Annotated in this window: 3 protein-coding genes; all 3 read right to left on the reverse strand. The window is 69.3% G+C overall.

Annotation, left to right across the window (positions count from 1 at the left end; all coding sequences use genetic code 11):
• Positions 1 to 209: 209 nt before the first annotated feature.
• The 3 genes from H0W38_RS18160 to rsmI all read right to left on the reverse strand — a co-directional run bounded on the left by H0W38_RS18160 (position 210) and on the right by rsmI (position 4006).
• Positions 210 to 1427: a threonine ammonia-lyase gene (locus H0W38_RS18160; protein ID WP_292456710.1), complete on the reverse strand. Its 1218-nt coding sequence runs from the start codon at positions 1425 to 1427 to the stop codon at positions 210 to 212.
• Between the two features lie 38 nt (positions 1428 to 1465).
• The gene (gene tldD / locus H0W38_RS18165) at positions 1466 to 2929 is read right to left on the reverse strand and encodes a metalloprotease TldD (RefSeq protein WP_292456707.1); all 1464 of its coding nucleotides are present in this window, start codon (positions 2927 to 2929) and stop codon (positions 1466 to 1468) included.
• Positions 2930 to 3106: 177 nt separating this feature from the next.
• Complete coding sequence (gene rsmI / locus H0W38_RS18170) at positions 3107 to 4006, reverse strand: 16S rRNA (cytidine(1402)-2'-O)-methyltransferase (RefSeq protein WP_292456712.1); 900 nt, start codon at positions 4004 to 4006, stop codon at positions 3107 to 3109.
• Positions 4007 to 4046: the final 40 nt, after the last annotated feature.

The raw sequence follows: 4046 nt of genomic DNA on the forward strand, positions 1-4046 counted from the left end.
GGCGACGAGTCGGTAGATACAAAAGCAGAGGCGAAAAAAAACCGCCGAGGGACAGGCCCGGCGGTTGGGGGTTCGGCGGCGCTTTCTTGCTTAGGCGCTGGCCTCTCCTCCGCCGGAGCGGTGCGAGGACCAGAAATACGCAAAAAAGAAGGCGCTGCGGAGCATGGGCGGGAATGTAGCACGGGCGCATCGGCCGCTCCCGGCGCGTCTCAGCAAGCCTTGGCGCCGAAGCCTTCGTGTTCGAGCCGCGCGATCAGCGCCGCCACGTGGGCCGAATTGCGCGTCTGCAGCACCAGCTCGACTTCCACGTTCTGAGCGGCCAGGCTGGTGAAGGCACGCTGATGATGCACCTCTTCGATGTTGGCGCCCGCTTCGGCGACAAGCGCCGTGATTCTTGCCAGCACCCCGGGGGAATCGCGCGCGTCGACGCGGATCCGGGTCAGCCGGCCCGCCCGCACCATGCCGCGCTCGATGATCGCGGCCAGCAACAGCGGATCGATGTTGCCGCCGCACAGCACCAGCCCGACCCGTCTGCCGGCGTAGCGCTGCGGCTCCTTCAGCAGTGCCGCCAGGCCGGCGGCGCCGGCCCCTTCCACGAGCGTCTTCTCGATCTCGAGCAGCATGACGATGGCCTGCTCGAGATCGCCCTCCTCGACCAGCACCAGGTCGTCCACCAGCTTGCGCACCAGTTCGCGGGTGATGCGCCCCGGTTCGCCCACCGCAATGCCTTCGGCAATCGTGTTCTTGCCTTGCGGGTGAGCAGTGCCCTTGATCAGATTGACCATCGCCGGAAAGCGGGCCGTCTGCACGCCGATCACTTCGAGCTGCGGCTTCATCGCGCGGGTGACCGTGGCGACGCCGGAAATGAGCCCGCCGCCACCGACGGCGACCAACAGCGTGTCCAGCTCGGGCTGCGCGCACAGCATCTCCAGACCGATGGTGCCCTGGCCCGCAATCACGAGCGGGTCGTCGAAGGGATGCACGAAAGCCAGCCCTTCCGTCCGGGCGAGCTGCAGCGCACGGTCGCGCGCCTCGTCGAAGCCTTCGCCGTGCAGCAGCACTTCCGCGCCGAACCCGCGCGTGCGCTCGACCTTCACGGCCGGCGTGGCCAGCGGCATCACGATCACCGCGCGCAGACCCAGACGGTGCGCGTGATGGGCGACGCCCTGAGCATGGTTGCCGGCCGAAGCGGCGATCACCCCGGCGAGCGGCGCGCCGGCGTCTCGCTCGGCGACCAGGGCGAGCAGCTTGTTGAGCGCACCGCGTTCCTTGAAGGACGCGGTGAACTGCAGGTTCTCGAACTTGAGGAAGACCTGGGCGCCGGTGATCTGCGAAAGCGTCTTCGATTCGACGCAAGGCGTTTCCAGCACGTGCCCTGCCAGCCGCTGCGCGGCGGCCTGCACGTCGGCCAAGCTGACTGAAGCCAGCGCGGCGGCGCCGGCCGGGGCGAGCTCGCCGCTCAGGCTCAGGCAGTGCCCCCGACGGTCAGCCCGTCGATGCGCAACGTGGGCTGGCCCACGCCGACCGGCACGCTCTGGCCTTCCTTGCCGCAGGTGCCGATGCCGGTATCGAGTGCGAGATCGTTGCCGATCATCTTCACGCGGGTGAGGGAATCCGGGCCGTTGCCGATGATGGTGGCGCCCTTCACCGGATACTGAATCTTGCCGTTTTCCACCCAGAACGCCTCGCTCGCCGAGAACACGAACTTGCCGCTGGTGATGTCGACCTGGCCGCCGCCGAAGTTGGTGGCGTACAGGCCCTTCTTGATGGAGGCGACGATCTCTTCCTTGGACTTGTCGCCGCCCAGCATGTAGGTGTTGGTCATGCGCGGCATGGGCACGTGCGCATAGCTTTCGCGACGGCCATTGCCGGTGGGGGCGACCTTCATCAGCCGGGCGTTCATGGAGTCCTGGATGTAGCCCTTGAGGATGCCGTCTTCGATGAGCACGTTGCGCTGGCTCGGGTTGCCCTCGTCATCGACGTTGAGCGAGCCGCGCCGGTCGGGGATGGTGCCGTCGTCGAGCACCGTCACGCCCTTGGCGGCCACGCGCTGACCGACCCGCCCGGCAAAGGCGCTCGAGCCCTTGCGGTTGAAGTCGCCCTCCAGGCCGTGGCCGATGGCCTCGTGCAGCAGGATGCCGGGCCAGCCCGGGCCGAGCACCACCGTCATTTCGCCGGCCGGCGCCGGCCGGCTCTCCAGGTTGGTGAGCGCCGCGTTGACCGCCTGGTCCACGTAGCCTGCGATCACGTCGTCGTGGAAGTAACCCAGGCCGAAACGCCCGCCGCCGCCGCCCGAGCCCATCTCGCGGCGGCCGTTCTGCTCGGCGATGACAGTGACCGACAGGCGCACCAGCGGTCGCACGTCGGCGGCGATCGTGCCGTCGGCACGTGCGACCAGCACCACGTCGTACTCGCCGGCCAGCCCCGCCATGACCTGCTTGATGCGCGGATCCTTGGCGCGCGCCATCTTCTCCATGCGTTCGAGCAGGGCCACCTTCTGCGTGCTGTCGAGCGTGGCGATCGGGTCCATCGGCGCGTAGAGCACGCGGCTGGACGCCAGCCGGCGAGCGGGACCGACCTTGACGCGCTTGCTGGCGCCGCTGGCGGCGATGCTGCGCACCGTGCGTGCGGCGTCGAGCAGCGCGGCTTCGGAAATGTCGTCGCTGTAAGCGAACGCCGTCTTCTCGCCGGCCACGGCGCGCACGCCCACGCCCTGGTCGATGCCGAAGCTGCCGCTCTTGACGATGCCTTCTTCCAGGCTCCAGCCCTCGCTGCGCGTGTACTGGAAGTAGAGGTCGGCGTCGTCGATGCGGTGCTCCCCGATCACGCGCAGTGCGTCGGCAAGCTTGGCTTCGTCGAGGCCGAAGGGCTCGAGCAACAGTCGCCGGGCGATGGCCAAGCGCTCGATGGTGGGTTCGCGTGAAATCATGGTTTCATTCTAGGCAGCGAGCTCGGTCCGCGTTTTCGAGAATCCATGCCGCCGCGATTGCCGCTGCGCGCGCCGAGTCGGCTCTCGTCAGGGGCGCAGGCTGCTCCGGCTCGGCCAGTGGTGGTTAGCCAGGCGCGGCGCGGGTACGCGCGCCGCTCGGCTTTGGCCCACATGCGCTCACTCCGGCGCCTGATCCTCGTCACGCAACGCCAGCGCGCGCTCATAGAGTGCGTTGCGCGCCGCGCCGCTGGCCTCGGCTGTCAGCGCCACGGCCTGTTTCAGCGGCAGCGCGGCCAGGAGGGTGCGCAGCAGCCGATCGGTGTCGGCGGCCATGCCGGCGTCATCCCGTTGCGGCTGGGCATGCAGAACGAGCACGAACTCACCGCGCGTGCGGTTGACGTCCGCAGCGAGCCAGGCCGACAGCTCGGCGGCCGGCATCGTCGCAATGCTCTCGAACTGCTTGGTCAATTCGCGGCACAGCGTCAATCTGCGGGCGGGCATCGCCTCGGCCAGCGCCGCCGCCAGGGCGCCGATGCGGTGCGGCGCCTCGAACAGCACGGTGGTCTCGGCATGCTGTGCCAGCTCGCGCAGCTGGCCGGCGCGCTCGGCGGCCTTGGCGGCGAGAAAACCGACGAATCGAAAGCCGTCGCTCCCTGCGTCGCCCGCTGCGCTGAGCGCCGTGGTCACGCTGCTGGCGCCCGGCAGCGGCAGCACGCGGTAGCCAGCCGCGCTCACGGCCGCGACCAGCCTCGCGCCCGGATCGCTGACGGCCGGCGTGCCGGCGTCGCTCATGTAGGCGACTCGCTCGTCGCGCGCCAGCCGTTCGATCACTGCCTGCGCCGCCTGCGCCTCGTTGTGCTCGTGCAGCGCCAGCAGCGGCTTGTCCAGGCCCAGGTAGCGCAGCAGTCCGGTGCTGACGCGCGTGTCCTCGCAGGCCACCGCGTCGGCCAGCACCAGGGCATGCACGGCCCGCAGGGTGATGTCGGCCAAGTTGCCGATCGGCGTGGCCACGACGTAGAGCGCGCCTTTGGGATACTGCTGCGCGCCCGCCGCGCTGGCGGCAGCTTGCTGGATCAACGAGGCATCGATGCTGACGACCAAGGCAGTGGGAGACAAG

The organism is Methylibium sp. (assembly GCF_013817365.1).
Taxonomy (GTDB): Bacteria; Pseudomonadota; Gammaproteobacteria; order Burkholderiales; family Burkholderiaceae_C; genus Methylibium.

What these genes read in the sequence shown, in the direction of transcription:
- tldD (WP_292456707.1), bottom strand. Translation starts at nt 2,929, where the DNA reads ATGATTTCACGCGAACCCACCATCGAGCGCTTGGCCATCGCCCGGCGA.